An 18,845-nucleotide genomic window follows, 5' to 3' on the forward strand; every position below is an offset into this window, starting at 1 on the left:
CTACGCACGGTGAGGAGCAGGGCGACGCCCTCCTCCCCGGTGGGGGATCCGGGTCATCCGGGTCTCGCCGGGAAGGGGCCGTCAGCGGGTGACCGCGGCCGGTGGCGTACCCTCGTGGGCCGCCCGCAGCAGGCCGAGGACGCCGTCCGCCGTGACCGGACGCGGGTTGGCGTACGACTGGCCCGCGGTCAGTGCCGCAGCCTTCGACAAGTCGGCTTCGGCGAGGCCGAGTTCGGCGAGGGAGCGCGGGGCGCCGAGGCGTCCGGACAGGTCCCGCAGGGCCGTCGGCGCGTCGACCGCGTCCAGCGCGCGGGCCACCGCCGCGACCGCGTCCGGTGCGGCGGGCGCGTTGTGGGCCAGGACGTACGGCAGGACCACCGTGTGCGTCTCGGCGTGCGGCAGGCCGAAGGTGCCGCCCAGGACATGGCACAGCTTGTGGTGCAGGCCCATGGTCGTGGCGCCCAGACAGGACCCGCACAGCCAGGCCCCGTACAGCGCACGCCCACGTGCCCCGAGCGACGCCGGCTCCGCGGCCACCTCCGGCAGCGCCCGCGCCATCGCCCGGATGCCGTCCTCGGCCATCAGCCGGACCAGCGGCGAGGTGTCCGGGGCGTACAGCGCCTCCACGGCATGCGCGAGCGCGTTGACGCCGCTGGTCACCGAGAGCGGTACCGGCAGCGAGAGGGTCAGCTCGGGGTCGTAGACCACGCTGCGGGGCTGCACCCTCGGGTCGCGGCCGGTGCGCTTGGTGCCGTGCTCGGTCAGACCCCAGACCGGTGTCATCTCCGACCCGGAGTACGTGGACGGCACCGCGATCAACGGCAGCCCGCCGCGCAGCGCGATCGCCTTGCCCAGCCCGATCGACGAACCGCCGCCCACCGCCACGCACCCGTCGGCGCCCGCGGCGCGCGCCGCCCGGACGGCGGTGCCGGCGACCTCGGCGGGCACATGCATCCGCGCCCGGTCGTGCACCCCGACGCAAGCCGGGCCGAGCGCGTCGGCGACCGCCCGCGCGGTGTCCGCGCCCCGCGCCCCGCACACCACCAGCACCCGCCGCAGCCCGAGCCGTGCCACCTCGTCCGGCGTCGCGGACACCGCCGCGCCGGGCCGGAAGACGACCCGCACGGGCCGTGACTCGTAGGAGAAGTCGAGGACGTCGGTCACGCCGGCTCCAGCACGAGGTCGAAACGAGCGTGCCGGAAGGGATTCGCCACCCCGAACTCCCTTGCCGACTCAGGGTCGTCGACCGGCGCGAAGTCCGCGATCAGGCCCGGCTTGACGGCGAACACCGCGTCCGAGTCCAGGTACTCGCTGCCCGCCACGAAGATGTGCGTGGTCACCGGGATGTGGCCCGCGGCCGAGGCGATGAAGTGGATGTGCGCCGGCCGGTAGGGGTGCCGGCCGGTGGCCCGCAGCAGCCCGCCGACCGGCCCGTCCGTCGGGATGGGGTACGGGCTCGGCACACACGTACAAAACCAGAACCGCCCGTCGCCGTCCGCCGTGAACAGGCCACGTCCGTTGCCGGGGGGCTGTACGCCGGGCTGCTGCACGTCGTAGAAGCCGTGCCCGTCGGCCTGCCACACGTCGACCGTCGCGCCGGGCAGCGCTCCGCCGTCCCGGGACAGCACGCGTCCGCTCACCACGCAGGGCTCGCCGCCGCCCACCAGGTCGATGTCCGCGCCGAGTTCACGCCCCGGCGACTCGGTCATGTGGAACGGCCCCAGAACCGTCGACTCGGTGGCTCCTGGGCCGTGCCGGTCGTTGATCATCTCCAGCAGCATCGACAGACCGAGCACGTCCGAGAGCATGATGAACTCCTGCCGGGTGTCCGTGCAGGCCTTCCCCGTCACCGTCAGGAACGCGATCGCCCGCTCCCACTCCCGCTGCGTCAGCCGCGTCTCCCGCGCGAAGGCGTGCAGATGCCGGACGAGCCCGGTCAGCAACTCCCGCAGCCGCGGATCGTCCGCGCCCCGCAGACTGTCGACGACCTCGTCGGTGACCGTCCTGTCGCCTGTCCCGTCGCCCTTCCCGCCGCCCGTCATGTCGGCTCCTTCCCCGGCTCCGGCATCCTTCCCTGCCGCATCCGCGCTCATCTCAACCGTGCCCGAGAATCGGCGGCGGCGCCCCCGCGAGTGCCCGGCACGGAGGGCGGGGTGGCCGGGTGGTGCGCCGTGCGGGAGCCTCGCCGTGGCACCGGGGGAAGCACCGGGCTCGTTCAGGACATGACGCCGCCGCGGCGGCACCGAGGTGCGCGCCGCGGCGGCGTCGGGGTCACCGGGGCCTGTCGCGAGCCGCGCGGCGGCCAGGGCCGGGGCGCTGTCGAGACGTCACGGCCCTGACCCGCCTCAGCGTGCCCCGGTCCAGTTGTGCGCCACGTCGATCACGACCCGGTCCGCGGTCACCGCCACCCGGAACGGCAGCCGCGCGCGGACGCCGAGCCCGATCTGCGTGTCCCCTTCGAAGCTGCCGGCGAACCGGGCGTCCCGGAACGTGCGGTACCCCGTGAGGTTCACGTCCTTGAGGCGCTGACCGGCCACCACGGGATACGTGGGCTTGCCGGTGTCGGGGTCGTAGGCCGGGGCGGTCACCCGTACCTCGAGCACGGCTCCGCCGCCGACCGCGATGTGGTTGCCCGAACCGTCCTGGTGGAGACGGTTGACGTACCGCACCGAATAGCCGAGGTCGCGGGTGCCCGCGCCGGGGACGTCGACGACCATGCGGTCGAAGCAGGCGTGCCTGCCGGTCCTGACGTTCGTGACCGACTCCGTCGTGGCGGCGGAGCGGGCCTTGTCCAGACTGCCCCAGCCGGTGGGGCAGGCCGTGGCCTTGGTGGTGGTGGTCGCGGTGGCCTCGGCCGGGACCGCCGCCACGCCCAAGGCGGCGGCCATGAGCGCGACTGTCGTCGCCCATGCGGTTTTGTTTCGTCCCATTTCATCCCCCGGAGGGTGGTGTGTCTGATGTTAGGGGAGACATTCGGCGCGGCGGAATGGTTGCACCGTCGTGGAGTTCGCCGGTCCGCTCTTTACAACGATCGGGACAACGATCGGGACACCGATCGGGAACCGGCGCGGAACACGGGACGTTCCACGAAGGACGGCTGCGAGCGGCGGGGCCGTACGGCGTACGTACCGGGGGCGATGTGACGCGTTTGATCGTCGTGGGCGGCGGGATCGCCGGTGCCGGGGCGGCTCTCGCCCTGCACAAGGCCGGATTCGACGTCGTGGTCCACGAGGCGCATCCCGACTCCGCCGAGGACATCGGCGCGTTCCTGACCCTCGCGAGCAACGGCATGCGCGCCCTGGCGCAGCTCGACGCCTCGCCCGCGGTCACCGCGACCGGCTTTCCGCTCACCTCGATGCGGCTCCTCGACGACGCGGGCGCCGAGACGGCCCGGGTGCCGCTCGGCGAGGCGGGCACCGCGCACCTTCGCTACCGATGCCTGCGGCGCGGTGACCTCAACGCCGCGTTACAGACCGAAGTCACCCGCCGGGGCATCGAGATCCGGCACGGCGCGCGCCTGGTCTCGGTGGAGGACGGCCAGGACACCGTCACCGCCCGCTTCGCCGACGGCACTTCGGCCACCGGCGATCTGCTCATCGGCGCCGACGGCCTGAGCTCCACCGTCCGCCGGCACATCGCCCCGAAGGCCCGCTCCGAATACGCCGGTCAGTACGTCTTCTACGGCTACACCGACACCGCACCCCCGTCCGGTGCGGGCGAGACCATCACCATGGTGCGCGGCAGCTGCGTCGCCTTCGGGTACACGGAGTCGCCCGAGGGGGAGACCTACTGGTTCGCCCGGGTGTCCGGCGAGCCGCTCACCGCGGACACCCTCGCCCACGGCACACCCGCCCGGTGGCGTGAGCTGCTGCTGCCCCTGCTGCGCAAGGACACCACCCCCGCGGCCGACCTGGTCGCGGCCACCGACCGGCTCATGGTCACCAACGCCACCGAACTGCCCACCGGGACACCCTGGCGCGGCGGCCGGTCCCTGCTGGTCGGCGACGCGGCCCATGCCGCGTCCCCCGCCACCGGGCAGGGCGCCTCCATGGCGCTGGAGGACGCCGTCGTCCTCGCCAAGTCCCTGCGGGACGCACCGGACACCGATGCCGCGCTCCGCCTCTACGAGCGCCTGCGCCGCCCCCGCACGGAGCACAACATCACCGTCAGCGGCAACATCTCCCGCGGCACCCACATCCCGTCGCGCCCCGGCCCCCGGGGCGCGGGGGCGGACCGGGCGGGCGAGGAGGAGCTCGTACGGCAGCTGGAGTGGAACACGGACCTCCTCGGCACCGGCACGACGACATAGACCGATGGTGCGGCCGACCGGCGCAACCCCGAGGCTCACCGGGCCCTCCTACAGGTCGAACCATCCCGGGTTCGCGGAGAGGAGCGTGTGGTGGCCCGTCAGTTGTCCCGTCGACAGTTCGTGGTCTACTCGCTCGCCGCGACCACCCTGACCGTGGCGGCCCCCCTCGGCTGCGACGGCTCGACCGCCGAAGGCGCCGAGGAAGCCGCGCAGGCCGGCCGCGGCGCGGCGGACGTCGTGGCCGTCGGCACCGACGAGGAGATGCTCGTCCTGGAGGTGACCCCCGCCAATCGGGTCGTGGTGCGGCTGCCGCGCGTCGAGGTCGGCCAGGGGATCACCACGGCCGTTGCCATGTTGATCGCCGAGGAGCTGGACGCCCGGCTCGCCGACGTCGACATCCCGCTCGCCGACGCCCGGGCCAAGGGCAACCAGTTCACCGGCGGCTCGAGTTCGGTCAGTTCGCTCTACGGCCCGGCCCGGCACCTGGCCGCCACCGCCCGCGCCAGACTGGTCACGGCGGCGGCCCGGCGCTGGCACGTCCCCGCGCGCACCCTGCGCACCCGGGGCACCAGGGTCTTCGCACCGGACGGACGCACCGCCACCTTCGGCTCGCTGAGCCGCAGCGCCGCCCGGATCACCCGCCCGGCCGTGCCGGCCGACCCCAAGCCGGCCTCCCGGCACCGGCTGATCGGACGGCCCACGAACCGTATCGACGCCCGCGACATCGTCACCGGCAAGGCCCGATACACCGCAGACCTCGCGGCGGCCGGAGCGAAACCGACGGTGGTGGCCCGGCCGCCGACGCTCGGCGGCAAGGTCCTCTCCGTCGACTCCCGGGCCGCCCGAGCCCTGCCCGGTGTCCATGCCGTCGTGCAGATCGCCGGCGGCGTCGCCGTGGTCGCGGAGACCTTCCACCACGCCTTCCAGGCGCGCGACGCGCTGCGAATCAAGTGGGCGCCGGGTCCCCTGGCCGGTGTCTCCGACGCCAGGATCCGCACCCGACTGCGTGCCGCGGTCCCGAAGCTGGGCGCCCCGCCGCGTGGATCGGCGCAGACCGAGGCCGAGTTCGAGTTCGCCTTCGTCAGTCACGCGCCGATGGAGGTGCTCACCGCGGTGGCGGACGTACGCGCCGCGCGGGCCGAGATCTGGTTCTCCTCCCAGACACCGCAGTCCGCGCGGGAGGAGATCGCCTCCGCGGTCGGCCTGCCGGTGGCGAAGGTCCGGGTCCATGTGGTCCGCGGCGGCGGCTCGTTCGGGCGCCGCCTGAACTACGACGCCGCGATCGAGGCGGCCCAGATCTCCAAGAAGGCGCGCCGGCCGGTGAAGCTGATGTGGAGCAGGGCCGACGACATCCGGCACGGCAGAATGCGCCCGGCCTCCCACCATCACATCCGCGCCAGCCACGACCGGAGCCGTGTGGTGGCCTTCGCCCACGCGACGGCCTCGGTCAGCGAGTCCTACGGAAAGCAGGGCATGTCCACGCAGGGCATGTCCGCTCAGGGCGGCATGCGTTCCGCCGTACGCGCCGCTCCCGCCGGGGCACCGCTGCCCAGCGACAGCGGCCTCTACAACTTCGGCCCGCTCTCCGGCGATTCGGGCTCGGTCGAACTCGCGATCCCGCTCGGCGCCTGGCGCTCGGTGGACTCCGGCACCGTGCGCACCGCCGAGGAGATCATGGTCGACGAGATCGCCCGCAGCCTCGGCAAGGACCCGGTCGCCTTCCGCCGTACGACCCTGCGGAGCAAGCGGGTCAAGGCGGTGCTGGACAAGGTCGCGAAGGCAGGGGAATGGGGCCGGCCCCTGCCCAGGGGCCACGCCCAGGGCGTCGCGCTCCACGAGGAGTACGGCTCCTGCGTGGCCTGTCTCGTCGAGATCGACGCCGCCGACCCGAAGAAACCGCGGGTGACCAAGGTGGTGATGGCGGCCGACGTAGGAACGGCCGTCAACCCCCGTGGCCTTCAGGCCCAGCTCATGGGGACCGCCGTCGACGGCATCTCCACCGTGCTGAGCGCCGGTCTGCACATCGACCGGGGCGCCGTCCGTGAAAGCAGCTTCGCCGACTTCCACTACGCCCGCCAGCGCCATGCCCCGCGTCACTTCGAGGCGCACATCATGCCCTCCCGGCGCGCGCCGGGCGGCGCCGGTGAACTCGGCGTCCCGGCCGCGGCCGGCGCGGTCGCCAACGCCTACGCCCGGGCGACCGGCACCGAGCCGCGCCGCTTCCCCCTGAACTTCTGAGACCCCTTCGAGAAGGTACCGATGCCGTCCTACTCCTTCACCCTCAACGGCGAGCGGGTCACCGTAGAGGCACCCGCGGACATGCCCCTGCTGTGGGTGCTGCGCGACCTGCTGAACGTCACCGGCCCCAAGTACGGCTGCGGCGTCGGCGCCTGCCGCGCCTGCACCAGCCATCTCGACGGCGCCGAGATACAGCCCTGCGTCGTCCCGGTCGCCGACTGCTCCGGCCGCAAGGTCACCACCATCGAGGGCCTCGCCGGCGACGACCGGGTGCACCCGGTGCAACAGGCCTGGCTGGCCTGCGACGTCGCCCAGTGCGGCTTCTGCCAGCCCGGCCAGATCATGGCCGCCGCCGCCCTCCTGAACAAGACGTCCGATCCGACGGACGCCGACATCGACCGGATCGAGAACGTCTGCCGCTGCGGCACCTACTCCCGGATCCGCGAAGCGATCAAGAAGGCCGCCGCCGGCAGTCGATGAGGTGCCTGCGCCGCGGTGAGGGGCGCGCCGTACATTGAGGTCCGTGCACCACAGCTTCGAGGGCCCGGGCGCCACCGCGACGCGCTTCACCGGGCTGGCGGTCACCGGCGAACGCCGGCTCTCCGGCACGCTCACCGAGGTCACCCTCGACGGCGGCCGGACGGCCATGGTCAAGCGCGGTGACGGCGAACGCGCCGTCCGGGCCGAGGCGGCCGGGCTGCGCTGGCTGGCCGACACCGGCACGGTCCGCGTCCCCGCCGTGCACGGCCACGACGAGCGGTGGCTGGTCACCGAGCTGGTGCCGACCGGCCGTCCGAGCCCTGGGGCGGCGGAGCGGTTCGGCCGCGAGCTGGCCGCCCTGCACGCCGCCGGCGCACCCGCGTTCGGCGCCGCACCCCCCGGCGGCCCCGAGGACGCGTACATCGGGCTCGCCCCCATGCGCAACGTCCCCGGCTCCGACTGGCCCGGCTGGTACGCCGAGCACCGGGTGCTGCCGTATCTGCGGCGCGCGGTCGACGACGGCACGATCCACGGCTCTCAGGCGCCCGTCATCGAACGGGTCTGCGAGCGCCTGCCCGAACTGGCGGGCCCCGCCGAGCCGCCCGCCCGGCTCCACGGCGACCTGTGGAACGGCAACGTCCTGTGGGGCGCCGACGGGCACGCCCACCTGATCGACCCGGCCGCGCACGGCGGCCACCGCGAGACCGACCTGGCGATGCTCCACCTCTTCGGCTGCCCCCACCTGGACCGGGTCCTGGACGCCTACCGGGAGACGGCACCCCTGGCCGACGGCTGGCGTGACCGCGTCCCGCTGCACCAGCTCTTCCCCCTCCTGGTGCACACCGTCCTCTTCGGCCGCGGCTACGCGGAGCAGGCCCTCTCGGCGGCGAGGGCGGCCCTCGCCTGAGCGAACGAGGACGACCGGACGTCAGACGACCCCGTCGCCCCGCAGCGCCTCGATCTCGGCGGGCGTGCACCCGAGTTCGGCGAGGATCGCCTCGGTGTGCTCGCCCGGTGCCGGCACCGGATCCATGCGCGCGGGCAGCCCGGCGAGGTCGGCCGGCGGGATCAGGGCCTCGACCTTGGCACCGCCGGGCACGGCGACCTCCTGCCAGCGGCCCCGCGCCGCCAGGACGGGATGGTCCAGGAACGCGGCGACGTCGTTCACCCCGGCGCAGGCGATCCGGATGGACTCCAGCTCCTTCAGCAACTCCGCGGCGTCGGACCGGGCGCACCGCTCGGCGACGACGGCGTTGAGTTCGTCGCGGTGGGCGACGCGGGCCGAGCTCGTGGCGAAACGCGGATCGTCGGTGAGCTCGGGCCGGCCCAGGAACCGTGCGCACAGGGCGGCCCACTCACGCTCGTTCTGGATGGAGAACAGCACCTCCTTGCCGTCGGCCGCCCGGAAGGCGCCGTACGGGGCGATGGTGGCGTGCTGGGTGCCCAGCCGCGGGGGCTGGCTGCCGCCGTACCGGGTGTAGTAGGCGGGCTGGCCCATCCACTCCGCCAGCGCCTCGAACAGCGACACCTCCACCGGGTGGGTCCGGCCGGTGGTGGCCCGGGTGTACAGGGCGGTGAGGATGCCGCTGTACGCGTACATCCCGGCGGCGATGTCGGCGACGGAGATGCCCACCCTGGCGGTCTCCTCGGGCGTGCCGTTCAGCGACACCAGTCCGGTCTGGCACTGCACCAGCAGGTCGTACGCCTTGCGGTCGGCCCACGGCCCGGACGTGCCGTACCCGGAGATCGTGCACGGGATCAGCCGCGGGCACCGCTCGGCCAGCGCCTCGGCGCCCAGGCCGAGGCGGTCGGCCGCACCCGGCGCCAGGTTCTGCACGAACACGTCGGCGCCGTCGAGGAGCCGGTCGAGGATCTCGCGGCCCCGGGGGTCCTTGAAGTCCAGCGTGACCGCTTCCTTGGAGCGGTTCAGCCAGACGAAATAACTGGAGGTGCCGTGCACCGTCGTGTCGTACCGGCGTGCGAAGTCCCCGCCGCCGGGCCGCTCCACCTTGATCACGCGCGCACCCAGATCGGCGAGCTGGCGAGTGGCGTAGGGGGCGGCCACGGCCTGCTCGAGGCTGACCACCGTGATGCCGGACAGGGGAAGCTGCGACGCGATCATACGGCCCAGTTGTACGACCCCGCCCGACCGCTGTCAATGGCCGTCTCAGCCCTCTTGACCTGCACCTTTCGCCGAACGATGAGGGCTGGACCCTGAGCTGTCCGGGCCGGTACCGGTACTCCCCGCCGCCCCCGTCGTCCCCTGCGCCCGCCCCGGCAGCCACAGCGTCGCCGCCGACAGCAGCGCCAGCCCCGCCGAACCCACCAGCACCGGCACCATGCCCAGCCACGCGGCCAGCGCACCGCCGCCCAGCGCCCCGACCGGCACCGTCACCAGCAACGCGGCCTGCACGAATCCGGCAACGCGCCCCTGGAGGTCCGGCGGGGTCACCAGCTGCTGCGTGGTCGTCATGGAGATCGCCCACACGGTGGCGGCGATGCCGTAGACCACCTGATACGCGAGCAGCAGCGCGAACGCCCGTCCCAGCGAGGCGGCCGGGATCAGGAAGAGCGCCACGCCCGCCGCGGGGGCGCACAGCCGGGTCGCCGCCCACAGCCCCGCCGACCGGGCGAACCGGCCCGCGACGAGCGCGCCGGCCATCGTGGCCGCGCTGTACACGGCGTACAAGGCGCCCAGCTGCCAGGCGGGCAGCGACAGGTCGTCGGTCGCGTAGAGCACGAAGAGCGCGGTGGGCACACCGCTGCCCAGGTTGAGCCCGGCGGCCGACAGGACCATCCGCCGCAGCTGCCATTCGCCCCGGACGACTTCGAAGCCCGTCCGCAGCGCGGCGAGCGGCGCCTGTCGGCCCTCGGCGCCGGCCGGCGAGTCGAGGAACGCGGGCAGCGCGAACAGCAGGAGGGCCTCCACGGCATAGGCCACGCCGCCCGCCAGCAGCGCGGGACCGGCACCGAGCAGCCCGACGAGGACGCCGCCCAGAGCGGGGCCGCCCACCTGGCCGGTCGTGCGGGCCGCTGTCAGTGCCGAGTTCGCGCCGAGCAGCTGCTCCGACGCCACGACCCGGGGCAGCGCCGCCTGGAGGGCGACCGACAGGGTGAAGGTGAGGGTGCCCGACAGGACGGCCACCGCGTAGAGGTGGAGCAGGCCGACGTGGCCGAGGGCGTCCGCGAACGGGACCGAGCCGATGACGACCGCCTGGAGCGCGGTGGCCGTGACCAGCAGCCGACGCAGCGGCATCCGGTCCACGAGCAACCCGGCGAGCGGGCTCAGCAGGGCGCCGGGCAGATACGTCAGGGCGAGCAGCGCAGCCGCCCCGAACGGCCCGGCGTCCAGGCCGGTCACCGCCAGCAGGGCCAGCGCGAGGGTGGTCGTCTGACGGCCGACCGACCCGGCGATCTGCTCGCCGCACAGCAGCAGGAAGGGACGGTGCCGGCGCAGCGGCCGGTCGGCGGGGGCCGCCCCCAACGCTCAGATTCCCGTGGCGGGGACGGGCCAGCGCCGGATGCGGGGCGGCAGCGCGACCACCCATCCGTCCGTGACCAGCGCGAGCCGTTCGGCGGCCAGCAGCCCGACTGCCTCGCGGTGCGCGGCGCTCAGCTCACCGAGCCGGGCGGGCTCCAGCACCGTTTCGAACGCGGAGAGCAGATCGGGGTGGTCGAGGGTGTAGCGGGCCGAGGCGGCCCGGTCCCTGCGGTCCATGACCGTGACGAAGTCGGGCCCGCGCCGGTGGTAGAGCATCCCGTAGGCATACCCGGCCCGCCAGCTCCTCGACTCCGCCGTCTCGCCGGGAGTTTCGGCCGGCGGCGGCAGATGGCGCAGCACACTCATGTCGTACGTCGCCGCCTCGTACGACAGCCGCCACCGCACCCGCAGTCCCGCGCTCTGGCACTCCCGCAGGAACCGCACCGCCAGCACGCTCTCGTGACCGCCCGCCCCGAGCCGCAGCGGCTCGGTCACCTCCACCAGGCGGCCGCGGAGGCGATGGGCGACGTCGGCCGGCAGCCCGGTCGTCATCCGCGCACCGCGCCGGTGGCCAGGGCCGGGTCCGTGAGGCACTCGTGCTTGCCCGCCGGGAGGTCCCGGGTGGGCAGCCAGACGTACGTGGAGCCGTCCTGGAACACCAGCCCCAGGGACCGCACGCGGGTGAGCCATTCGCGCAGTTCCCGCGCCGGGGCCGGGTGTCCGTCGTCGGCCAGCAGCCGGTGCAGGGCCGCCTCGGTGCGCCCGTCCTCCAGCCGCCGCAGCGCCACCGCCTGCCAGCCGGTGAAGCGATGGGTGCGCCGCGGCAGACCGCTGCGCCGGTCGCGTACGACCACGCCGTCGTCGTCCTCCGCCATCAGCAGCGACGAATTCGGATAGCCGACGATCCAGTCCTCGACGGCCTTGCGCAGCGCTTCCTCCGGCTCACCGGCGATGCCCGCGTCCGGGGTGTCGAAGAGGTAGACCAGATCGGCCAGTTCACGCTCGGGCAGGTCGTACACATGCTGGTACATCTCGGCCGGCCGACGCTCGGGGAAGCCGAGACCGGGGTCGGTGAAATGCGGGCTGAAGCGTTCGAGCTGGATGCGGTGGGCGCCGCTGGGCGGCTGGAGGTGGACGAGCGCGGGGAGTTGGGCGACGACCGGCGCGTAGTCGGCGGCGGTCTCGCCCGGGAAGCCGTACAGCAGGTTCCAGGAGCAGGTCAGCGAGTGATTCTCGCATTCGCGCAGCGTACGGACGTTTCGGGCGCCGGTGACCCCCTTGTCCATGAGGTCCAGGACCCTGCTGCCGAGGCTCTCGATGCCGGGCTGGATGTGCACCGCGCCCGCCCTGCCGAGGAGTTGCAGCTGTGCGGGAGTGAGATTGGACTTGACCTCGTAGTGCAGCCGCAGGTCCCAGCCGCTGTCGGCGGCCTGCGGGAGGAAGTCCCGGAAGTACGCCATGTCGATGATGTTGTCGACGGTGACGACGTCCAGGATGCGATGCCGTCGCACCAGCCGCTCGACCTCGCTCCACAGCCGTGGACCGGGTTTGGCGCGGAACGCCATCGAGGAGCCGTTCAGCCCGCAGAAGGTGCAGTGGTGCTTCTCGCCCCACCAGCAGCCCCGCGCGCCTTCGACGACCAGCTTCGGATGCACGTACTCCGCCACGGGGGACGCGTCCAGCGCTGCCTGCCACTGGTCGTAGTCGGGGGAGGGGATGTCGGTCGGGGCCACGGTCCGCCGGGTCTCGAGGTTGGCCCGGGACAGCTCGCCGTCCCACCAGCACAGACCGGGGACGTCCTCGGGTGGTGTGCCCGCGTCGAGGTGGCGCAGGAGGGCGGGGAAGGCGTACTCGCCCTCGCCGCGTACGACGTGGTCGACGAAGCGGTGGTTGCGGTGCAGGGCGTGCCCCATCGGGCCGTCGCAGTTGCTGCCGCCGAAGACCACGGTCAGCCGTGCGTTACGGCGTTTGAGTTCCGCGGCGAGGGCGAGCGAGGGCACGTTCTGCATGAACGTCGTGGTGAACCCGACGACGTCCGGCTGCCCGGCGAGTACCTCTGTCGCGCACTCGGCGATGAACGCGGCGGCGTGCGCCCGCATCGCGAACGCGGTGTCGACGTGCAGCCCGTGCCGTTGTGCGTAGGCGCGCAGTCGGGCGGCGCCCCAGTCGGGGTCGTCGTACAGCGCGCCCGAGAACACCCAGTCGCCCAGGCCGTGGAAGATCGAGTCGCTGCCGACCGACACATAGTCGCCGGGGCGCAGCGCGCCGCCGGAGCGCTCCAACAGGAACTCCGCCCAGCGCAGCGAGCCGTGCAGTTCACGCACCTCGTCGTCGGGACGGGCCTGCCGCACCAGCCGGTGCAGCAGGCCCACCTGGAGCGACGGGAGGTCGATCGGATGCCAGGGCATGGTCACCAGGTGGATGCGCATGCCGGGGCGGCTCGTCAACGCGAGGGCCGCTTCTCCACGATGCGCGGCGTGCGGTGGGTGCTCTCCTCCTCGCGCACCACGACCTTCTTGATCTCCATACCTTCCCCCCGAGTGGTCTCAAGTCCTCTGTTTTCGCACAAGATTGCTCACGATATGAAGCGATCGATCTGTGACACAAGAAGTCTTTGAGACAGCGCCCGCTGATGCACCGGCCTGCGCACCGGTTTGGCGCACCGGCCGCTCCGAGAGAAGCGGAAGGGACCGGGTCAAGCGGGTACGCGGAGCGTCTCCACCGCCTTGACGAGCGGGGCGAGTTCGGGGTTGGCGGCGGCTTCGTCGAGGGCCTGGCGCAGGGCGGTGTCGTTGGTGGGGCGTGCTTGGCTCAGCAGGGTGAGGCCCGCGTCGGTGACATCGGTGTAGATGCCGCGGCGGTCGGTGGGGCAGAGGTAGCGGGAGAGCAGGCCGCGGTCCTCGAGGCGGGTGACGAGGCGGGTGGTGGCGCTCTGGCTGAGCACCACGGCGTCGGCGACCTGCTTCATCTGGAGGTGGCCGCCTTCACCGTTGTGCTGGCGGCTGAGGACGTCGAGCAGGGAGTACTCGCGCACGCTGAGGTCGTGCCGGCTCTGCAGGGCGCGCTCGATGTGGGCCTCGATCCTGCCGTGCAGCAAGGAGAGGGCGCACCAGCTCTGGGCGAGCGCGGTCAGCGCGGGGTCTGTGGCGGTCATGGCGCCGGAGTCCTCCCGTCCCGGGGTGAGTGACGTCCAGGATAGGGCATCCGCGAAATTTCCGGCGATCGCACGTATCGCGCGTGTGCAAGCAAATGGGTCGGCGGCCGAGCCCGCCAGACGAACTCAGCGCGCGAACGCCGAGCTCGGCCGGGCCTGCGCGGGCCGGCTGCGGGAGACGATGCGCATCCCGCGGTCGTCGACGACCCGAACCTGCAACGAGCCGCATCCGCACCGCGTCCACACCGTGCGGCCCGCCGCCGTGCCGTGCCGGGACACCACCTGGAAGGGCTCGGCGCTGTCGGGCCATCCGCAGTGCGGGCAGACGGTACCGGTCGTGCTGGTCATGGTGACTCCTCGCGCTCGGTGGGTCTCATGGCTGATCGTTCGTCGCGACACCATCCAGGGTGCGATGCGGTTCCATGTACGTCCAGGTTGACTTTATGGACATCACCTTGAAGCCTGGCCTTCATGATTGACCTGCGCCGACTGCATGTCCTCAGGGCCGTCTCCCACTACGGCACGGTCACCGCGGCTGCCCGCGCACTGCACTTCACGCCCTCGGCCGCCTCCCAGCAGATCCGCCAACTGGCCCGCGATCTGGGCGTGGACCTGCTGGAACCGCAAGGTCGCGGAGTGCGTCTGACCGCGGCGGCCGAGAGTCTGCTCGCGCATGCCGACGCGATCGCGGCGCGCTGGGAGGAGGCCGAGCTCGATCTGCGCGCCGAGTACCGGGCGCCCGCCGGACAGCTGCGGGTCGGCGGGTTCCCGACGGCCGTGTCGGTGCTGCTCGCGCCCATGGCCGTACGGCTGCGCGAGCGGCACCCGCGGCTGACCGTACGGATCCAGGAGACGGCGGTGCCGGACTGCTTCGACCTGCTCTTCGAGGGGGAGGTCGAGCTGGCGGTGGTGGAGGTGAGCCCGCACAATCCGCCGCTCGGCGACCCGCGCTTCGACCAGCAGCCGCTGCTGGACGACCCGTATGACCTGGTCGTCCCCGACGACCATCCGCTGGCCGGACGTGAGTGCGTCGATCTGGCCGAGGCGGCGCACGAGCACTGGATCGCGCCGGTGCCCGACAGTCCGTGCCGGCCGCATGTGATGTCGGCGTGCGGGGCCGCCGGGTTCACGCCCGGCGTGGTGCATCACGCCCGGGACTGGGAGGTCACCGCCCAGCTGATCGCCCACCGGCTCGGCGTCGCCCTGATCCCGCGGCTGGCCCAGCTCACCGCGCACCTGCCGATCAGCCGCGTCCGCTGCACCGGCGACCCGCACCGCAAACTGCTGACCTGCACCCGCCGGGGCTGCCGGGAGCGCCCGGCGGTGGCGGCGGCACTGGCGGAACTGCGCGAGCTGGCGCCGACGGCGGTGGCGTGAGGGGTCGGCGGTATCGAGGCGGGAGGCTCAGCCCGCTGCGGTGGCCGCGACGCGTCCTGGCGACGGCGGATACGGCGAGGGACCGGAGGTGTGGCTCCGGCCCCTTCGAGGTGCTGCCGTTCCGAGTGCCGCCGTGCGGTCAGGCTGCGGCCGTCCGGTCGGCGTGACCGTGGACGCGGGCGATGACCTCGGTCAGCTGCGCGGCGACCTCGGCGTCGTCGACCGGGTGAGTCTCGGCGAAGCGGGTCACCGAGCCGGGGATCGCCAGCTTGACGTCCTCCAGCACCTTGCCGCCCGCGATGCCCACGGACTTGCGGGTCTCGTCCTGCGCCCACACGCCGCCGTACTGGCCGAAGGCGGTGCCGACCACGGCGACCGGCTTGCCGCCGAACGCGCTGGCGCCGTAGGGGCGGGACAGCCAGTCGATGGCGTTCTTCAGCACGGCCGGGATCGTGCCGTTGTACTCGGGGGAGAACAGCAGGAACCCGTCGGCGGCCAGCGCGGCCTCGCGCAGCCTGGTGGCGGCGGCGGGGGCGCTGCCCTCGACGTCGATGTCCTCGTTGTAGAAGGGGATGTCGGCCAGGCCCTCGAAGAGCACGACCTCGGCGCCCTCGGGGGCGAGCTTGACGGCCGCCTCGGCGAGCTGACGGTTGTGCGAACCGGCGCGCAGACTGCCGACGAGCGCGAGGATGCGAACAGACATGCGAACTCCAAGATGCTGAAACACTGCCGTAAATGATCCGGACCGAGGTCCGCTTAATTTCTAGCAGCATAACCGGACCGCGGTCCAGTTTCATTCCCGATGCTTTACGCTGGGTCCATGTCCGCCCTTCCGCCGCCCTTCCCGCCCTCCCAGGAGCCCGACACCACCCCCCATCTGCTGGAGGTCGGGTCCGGACCCGACGAGCGCTGCCTGCGAGCGGACGCCGCCCGCAACCGGGCCCGGCTCCTGGAGGCCGCCGCCCTGCTCATCGCGGAGCACGGCGCGGCCGGAGTCACCATGGAGGCCGTCGCCGCCGCGGCCGGCGTGGGCAAGGGGACGGTCTTCCGCCGCTTCGGCGACCGCACCGGGCTGCTCTCGGCCCTGCTGGACCACTCGGCGAAGAAGCTCCAGGCCGACTTCCTCGGCGGCCCCCCGCCGCTGGGCCCCGGCGCGCCGCCGGTCGAGCGGCTGCGCGCGTTCGGCCTGGCCGTGCTCTACCGCTCGGTCGAGCAACTGGATCTGCAACTGGCCGCCCAGCCGGAGCCGGCCCGCCGCTTCGCCCACCCCTCCTACGGCGCCCTGCACACCCACGTCACGATGCTGCTGCGGCAGATCCGGCCGGACGCCGACTGCGACCTGCTCGCTCGCACGCTCCTGGCCTCGCTCGACCCCGCCCTGATCAACCACCTGACCAGGCAGTGCGGCATGCCCATGGAGCGACTGGAGAAGGCCTGGCTGGACCTGGTGGCGCGGGTGGCCGGCACCGGTGAGTGACCGGTCGGGGACCCTGAGCGAAGGCTCGCTCAGAGTTTCTGCAAGGATGCGGTACGTCATGGTGCAGATACCGAAAACGCCCGCGCCCGCCATCCCCGCCCAGCGCTCGGTACCCACGAGCGCCGACGTGGCCCGCCTGGCCGGCGTCTCGCGCGCGACCGTCTCCTACGTCCTGAACAACACCAGTGCCGTCCGGATCAGCGAGCCCACCCGCCGCCGTGTCCACGAGGCCGCGAAGGAACTGGGGTACGTCCCGCACGCGGCTGCCCGGACCCTGCGCGCCGGGCACAGCCGTATGGTCCTGATGCCGGCGCCGAGCTTCCCCGTCGGCCCGCTCTACAGCCAGTTCCTCGGCGACCTCCAGATCGCCCTCGGCCGCCTCGACTACACGGTCGTGCAGCACGGCAGCGTCGGCCTGCTCGGCGACGACGCCGCCCGCGCCTGGGCCGAACTGCGCCCGGTCGCCGTTCTCGTCCCGGGCTCCGGGCTCTGCCCCAAGGGGGTGACTGTGCTCAAGCGGTCCGGGGCGCGGGCGGTGATCACGCTCGGCCCCGGGTCCGTCGAGGGCGCACACGCCCTGCTCATGGACCACGAGGCCGTCGGTCACTGCGCGGGCGGCCATCTGTACGCCCGCGGCCGGCGCCGCATCGGCGTCGTCGTCCCCGAGGAGGACGGCCTGGAGTCCTTCTCCGGGCCCCGCCTCGAAGGCGTGCGCCGCGCCCTGCACGGTACGGACGCCACCGTCACCGCCGTCGCGCTGGCCTACGAGGAGAAGTCCGCCGCACGGCTCGCCGCCCGCTGGCGCGACCTCGGCCTGGACGCCGTGTTCGCCTACAACGACGAATACGCGATGCTGCTGATGCGCGCCCTCCAGGACGAGGGTGTGCGCATCCCCGCCGACGCGGCCGTCATCGGCGCCGACGACCTGATGCTCGGACGCCTGCTGCGCCCCAGGCTGAGCACCGTACGGATCGAACTGCCCTCCGGCCGCGACCTCGCGGAACTGGTCGACCGTGCGGTGCGCAGCCCCACAGCAGCGCCCGAGACGCACAAGGTGCTGGGGGCCACCGCGGTGCACCGCGAGTCCAGCTGAGGCAGCGCGCGTTCGGCCGACGTACCGTCGAAGCCAGGGAGGCGTGGCCATGCACACGACGGTCGGCATCATCGGCGGAGGCCCAGCCGGGCTGCTGCTCGCCCGGCTGCTGCACCGCGCGGGCGTCGACTGCCTGGTCCTGGAGAGCCGGACGCGCGCTCATGTGGAGCAGCGCCAGCGGGCCGGAATGCTGGAGCAGGGCACCGTCCACGCGCTGCGCGAGGCCGGCGCCGCCGCACGGCTGGACGCCGAGGGGCTGGTGCACCAGGGCATCGAGCTGCGCTTCGAGGGGGAACGCCATCACATCGACTTCCCGGCCCTCACCGGCGGCCGTACGGTGACGATCTACGCCCAGACCGCGATCGTGAAGGATCTCGTCGCCCTGCAACTCGCCGACGGGCCACCGCTGTTGTTCGAGGCCGAGGCACTCGCCGTCGAGCGGGCGGAGAGCGAACGACCCGTCGTGCGGTTCCTGCACCAGGGCCGCGAGCAGACGCTGACCTGCGACTGGGTCGCCGGCTGCGACGGTTTCCACGGCGTCTCCCGCGACGCCTTCCCGGCCGGGGCGAGCCGCTCGTACGCGCACGAGTACCCCTACTCCTGGCTCGGCATCCTGGCCGAAGTCCCGCCGTCCTGCGAGGAGTTGATCTATGCGCGCAGTGAACGCGGCTTCGCCCTGCACAGCATGCGCTCGCCCGCCGTCTCCCGGCTCTACCTCCAGGTACCCAACGGCACGGCACCTGAGGACTGGCCGGACGAGCGGATCTGGGACGAACTCGACGCCCGCTTCGCGATCGACGCCGACTGGACGCTGAAGCGGGGACCCGTCATCGACAAATCCGTGACGGTGATGCGTGCCCATGTCCACGAACCGATGCGCCACGGACGGCTGCTGCTCGCCGGGGACGCCGCCCACATCGTCCCGCCGACGGGCGCAAAGGGCCTCAACCTCGCGGTGTCGGACGTACGGCTGCTGGCCCGTGCCCTCACCGCGCTGCACCGCACCGGGGACCCGCAACTCCTCGACGGATACTCCGAGTCGTGCCTGTACCGCGTGTGGCAGGCCACCCGCTTCTCGGACGACATGACCAGGATGCTGCACACGCGACCCGACGGGGATGCGTTCGACGATCGGATGCAGCTCACACGGCTGCGCCGGATCACCGCATCCCGCCACGCAGCTGCCGAACTGGCGGCGAACTATTCGGGACTTCCGCTGTCCGGGTGAGTCCCGCC

Annotated in this window: 19 protein-coding genes; 8 read left to right on the top strand and 11 right to left on the bottom strand. The window is 73.0% G+C overall.

Features of this window, described 5'->3' with window-relative positions:
* Positions 1-81 precede the first annotated feature (81 nt).
* The 3 genes from ACHBTE_RS19550 to ACHBTE_RS19560 form a co-directional block, all read right to left on the bottom strand.
* Entirely contained in the window at positions 82-1,164 is a 1,083-nt protein-coding gene (locus ACHBTE_RS19550; RefSeq protein ID WP_394725243.1) for a maleylacetate reductase, read from the bottom strand.
* Complete coding sequence (locus tag ACHBTE_RS19555; protein WP_394725244.1) at positions 1,161-2,042, bottom strand: dioxygenase; 882 nt, start codon at positions 2,040-2,042, stop codon at positions 1,161-1,163. The genes ACHBTE_RS19550 and ACHBTE_RS19555 overlap by 4 nt, the downstream gene beginning before the upstream one ends.
* A gap of 303 nt (positions 2,043-2,345) precedes the next feature.
* Positions 2,346-2,888, bottom strand: a complete 543-nt coding sequence (locus ACHBTE_RS19560) for a hypothetical protein (protein WP_394725245.1) — start codon at positions 2,886-2,888, stop codon at positions 2,346-2,348.
* A 251-nt stretch (positions 2,889-3,139) separates the two neighbouring features.
* On the opposite strand from ACHBTE_RS19560, the gene ACHBTE_RS19565 reads away from it, so the two are divergent.
* From ACHBTE_RS19565 to ACHBTE_RS19580, 4 genes are all read left to right on the top strand, one after another.
* Positions 3,140-4,309, top strand: coding sequence for an FAD-dependent oxidoreductase (locus ACHBTE_RS19565; protein ID WP_394725246.1), 1,170 nt, complete (start codon positions 3,140-3,142; stop codon positions 4,307-4,309).
* Between the two features lie 120 nt (positions 4,310-4,429).
* Positions 4,430-6,547 (top strand): molybdopterin cofactor-binding domain-containing protein, encoded by a 2,118-nt coding sequence (locus tag ACHBTE_RS19570; protein WP_394725385.1) that lies wholly within the window; start codon positions 4,430-4,432, stop codon positions 6,545-6,547.
* A 21-nt stretch (positions 6,548-6,568) separates the two neighbouring features.
* Positions 6,569-7,027, top strand: coding sequence for a (2Fe-2S)-binding protein (locus tag ACHBTE_RS19575; RefSeq protein ID WP_394725247.1), 459 nt, complete (start codon positions 6,569-6,571; stop codon positions 7,025-7,027).
* Between the two features lie 43 nt (positions 7,028-7,070).
* The gene (locus ACHBTE_RS19580) at positions 7,071-7,934 is read left to right on the top strand and encodes a fructosamine kinase family protein (protein WP_394725248.1); all 864 of its coding nucleotides are present in this window, start codon (positions 7,071-7,073) and stop codon (positions 7,932-7,934) included.
* Between the two features lie 21 nt (positions 7,935-7,955).
* Here the strand turns inward: ACHBTE_RS19580 and ACHBTE_RS19585 are convergent, their stop codons facing one another.
* From ACHBTE_RS19585 to ACHBTE_RS19615, 7 genes are all read right to left on the bottom strand, one after another.
* Positions 7,956-9,149 carry a CaiB/BaiF CoA transferase family protein gene (locus ACHBTE_RS19585; protein WP_394725249.1) on the bottom strand — a complete coding sequence of 398 codons (1,194 nt, stop codon included), beginning with the start codon at positions 9,147-9,149 and terminating at the stop codon, positions 7,956-7,958.
* 45 nt (positions 9,150-9,194) lie between these two features.
* Positions 9,195-10,511: an MFS transporter gene (locus ACHBTE_RS19590; RefSeq protein ID WP_394725250.1), complete on the bottom strand. Its 1,317-nt coding sequence runs from the start codon at positions 10,509-10,511 to the stop codon at positions 9,195-9,197.
* 3 nt (positions 10,512-10,514) lie between these two features.
* Entirely contained in the window at positions 10,515-11,060 is a 546-nt protein-coding gene (locus ACHBTE_RS19595) for a DUF5825 family protein (RefSeq protein ID WP_394725251.1), read from the bottom strand.
* Positions 11,057-12,955 carry a RiPP maturation radical SAM C-methyltransferase gene (locus tag ACHBTE_RS19600; RefSeq protein ID WP_394725252.1) on the bottom strand — a complete coding sequence of 633 codons (1,899 nt, stop codon included), beginning with the start codon at positions 12,953-12,955 and terminating at the stop codon, positions 11,057-11,059. Before ACHBTE_RS19600 ends, ACHBTE_RS19595 begins: the two co-directional genes overlap by 4 nt.
* Positions 12,952-13,077 carry a hypothetical protein gene (locus tag ACHBTE_RS19605; protein ID WP_394725253.1) on the bottom strand — a complete coding sequence of 42 codons (126 nt, stop codon included), beginning with the start codon at positions 13,075-13,077 and terminating at the stop codon, positions 12,952-12,954. Before ACHBTE_RS19605 ends, ACHBTE_RS19600 begins: the two co-directional genes overlap by 4 nt.
* 126 nt (positions 13,078-13,203) lie before the next feature.
* Entirely contained in the window at positions 13,204-13,662 is a 459-nt protein-coding gene (locus ACHBTE_RS19610) for a MarR family winged helix-turn-helix transcriptional regulator (RefSeq protein WP_394725254.1), read from the bottom strand.
* Positions 13,663-13,788: 126 nt separating this feature from the next.
* Entirely contained in the window at positions 13,789-14,010 is a 222-nt protein-coding gene (locus ACHBTE_RS19615) for a hypothetical protein (protein WP_394725255.1), read from the bottom strand.
* A gap of 123 nt (positions 14,011-14,133) precedes the next feature.
* Between ACHBTE_RS19615 and ACHBTE_RS19620 the strand changes: the two genes are divergently transcribed.
* Positions 14,134-15,039, top strand: a complete 906-nt coding sequence (locus ACHBTE_RS19620) for a LysR family transcriptional regulator (protein ID WP_394725256.1) — start codon at positions 14,134-14,136, stop codon at positions 15,037-15,039.
* A gap of 139 nt (positions 15,040-15,178) precedes the next feature.
* Here ACHBTE_RS19620 and ACHBTE_RS19625 read toward each other — a convergent pair whose 3' ends face one another.
* Positions 15,179-15,742, bottom strand: a complete 564-nt coding sequence (locus ACHBTE_RS19625; protein WP_394725257.1) for an NADPH-dependent FMN reductase — start codon at positions 15,740-15,742, stop codon at positions 15,179-15,181.
* Between the two features lie 99 nt (positions 15,743-15,841).
* On the opposite strand from ACHBTE_RS19625, the gene ACHBTE_RS19630 reads away from it, so the two are divergent.
* The 3 genes from ACHBTE_RS19630 to ACHBTE_RS19640 are packed head-to-tail and all read left to right on the top strand — an operon-like array spanning position 15,842 to position 18,837.
* Positions 15,842-16,516 (top strand): TetR/AcrR family transcriptional regulator, encoded by a 675-nt coding sequence (locus ACHBTE_RS19630; protein ID WP_394725258.1) that lies wholly within the window; start codon positions 15,842-15,844, stop codon positions 16,514-16,516.
* Positions 16,517-16,574: 58 nt separating this feature from the next.
* Positions 16,575-17,609: a LacI family DNA-binding transcriptional regulator gene (locus ACHBTE_RS19635; protein WP_394725259.1), complete on the top strand. Its 1,035-nt coding sequence runs from the start codon at positions 16,575-16,577 to the stop codon at positions 17,607-17,609.
* A gap of 49 nt (positions 17,610-17,658) precedes the next feature.
* On the top strand, positions 17,659-18,837 hold the full coding sequence (locus tag ACHBTE_RS19640; RefSeq protein WP_394725260.1) for a 4-hydroxybenzoate 3-monooxygenase: 1,179 nt from the start codon (positions 17,659-17,661) through the stop codon (positions 18,835-18,837).
* The last annotated feature ends 8 nt before the right edge of the window (positions 18,838-18,845 follow it).

This window comes from Streptomyces sp. M41, from assembly GCF_043673425.1.
Taxonomy (GTDB): Bacteria; Actinomycetota; Actinomycetes; order Streptomycetales; family Streptomycetaceae; genus Streptomyces.